Annotated in this window: 1 rRNA gene; it reads right to left on the bottom strand. The window is 52.6% G+C overall.

Annotation, left to right across the window (positions count from 1 at the left end):
* Window positions 1–21: 21 nt before the first annotated feature.
* A 23S ribosomal RNA gene (locus ACIPZH_RS25740) occupies window positions 22–1,748 on the bottom strand; the annotation flags it as partial.

Below are 1,748 nucleotides of genomic sequence, written 5' to 3'. Positions count from 1 at the left end.
AGCAAATTGCTTGGGTGTTATATGGTCAAGCCTCACGGGCAATTAGTATTGGTTAGCTCAACGCCTCACAGCGCTTACACACCCAACCTATCAACGTCGTAGTCTTCGACGGCCCTTTAGGGGATTCAAGATCCCAGTGAGATCTCATCTTGAGGCAAGTTTCCCGCTTAGATGCTTTCAGCGGTTATCTCTTCCGAACATAGCTACCCGGCAATGCCACTGGCGTGACAACCGGAACACCAGAGGTTCGTCCACTCCGGTCCTCTCGTACTAGGAGCAGCCCCTCTCAAATCTCAAACGTCCACGGCAGATAGGGACCGAACTGTCTCACGACGTTCTAAACCCAGCTCGCGTACCACTTTAAATGGCGAACAGCCATACCCTTGGGACCGGCTTCAGCCCCAGGATGTGATGAGCCGACATCGAGGTGCCAAACACCGCCGTCGATATGAACTCTTGGGCGGTATCAGCCTGTTATCCCCGGAGTACCTTTTATCCGTTGAGCGATGGCCCTTCCATACAGAACCACCGGATCACTAAGACCTACTTTCGTACCTGCTCGACGTGTTTGTCTCGCAGTCAAGCGCGCTTTTGCCTTTATACTCTACGACCGATTTCCGACCGGTCTGAGCGCACCTTCGTACTCCTCCGTTACTCTTTGGGAGGAGACCGCCCCAGTCAAACTACCCACCATACACTGTCCTCGATCCGGATAACGGACCTGAGTTAGAACCTCAAAGTTGCCAGGGTGGTATTTCAAGGATGGCTCCATGAGAACTGGCGTCCCCACTTCAAAGCCTCCCACCTATCCTACACAAGCAAATTCAAAGTCCAGTGCAAAGCTATAGTAAAGGTTCACGGGGTCTTTCCGTCTAGCCGCGGATACACTGCATCTTCACAGCGATTTCAATTTCACTGAGTCTCGGGTGGAGACAGCGCCGCCATCGTTACGCCATTCGTGCAGGTCGGAACTTACCCGACAAGGAATTTCGCTACCTTAGGACCGTTATAGTTACGGCCGCCGTTTACCGGGGCTTCGATCAAGAGCTTCGCTTGCGCTAACCCCATCAATTAACCTTCCGGCACCGGGCAGGCGTCACACCCTATACGTCCACTTTCGTGTTTGCAGAGTGCTGTGTTTTTAATAAACAGTCGCAGCGGCCTGGTATCTTCGACCGGCATGAGCTTACGGAGCAAGTCCTTCACCCTCACCGGCGCACCTTCTCCCGAAGTTACGGTGCCATTTTGCCTAGTTCCTTCACCCGAGTTCTCTCAAGCGCCTTGGTATTCTCTACCTAACCACCTGTGTCGGTTTGGGGTACGGTTCCCAGTTATCTGAAGCTTAGGAGCTTTTCTTGGAAGCATGGCATCAACCACTTCGTCGCCTAAAGGCAACTCGTCATCAGCTCTCGGCCTTGAGATCCCGGATTTGCCTAAGATCTCGGCCTACCACCTTAAACTTGGACAACCAACGCCAAGCTGGCCTAGCCTTCTCCGTCCCTCCATCGCAATAACTGGAAGTACAGGAATATTAACCTGTTTTCCATCGACTACGCTTTTCAGCCTCGCCTTAGGGACCGACTAACCCTGCGTCGATTAACGTTGCGCAGGAAACCTTGGTCTTTCGGCGTGCGAGTTTTTCACTCGCATTGTCGTTACTCATGTCAGCATTCGCACTTCTGATACCTCCAGCAAGCTTCTCAACTCACCTTCACAGGCTTACAGAACGCTCCTCTACCGCATCACCA

Origin of the sequence: Pseudomonas sp. NPDC089758 (assembly GCF_044748705.1) — a bacterium.
GTDB classification, from domain to species: Bacteria; Pseudomonadota; Gammaproteobacteria; order Pseudomonadales; family Pseudomonadaceae; genus Aquipseudomonas; species Aquipseudomonas putida_X.
The sequence above is the reverse complement of the archived record's forward strand: the minus strand, read 5'-3'. Positions and strand labels throughout refer to the sequence as shown.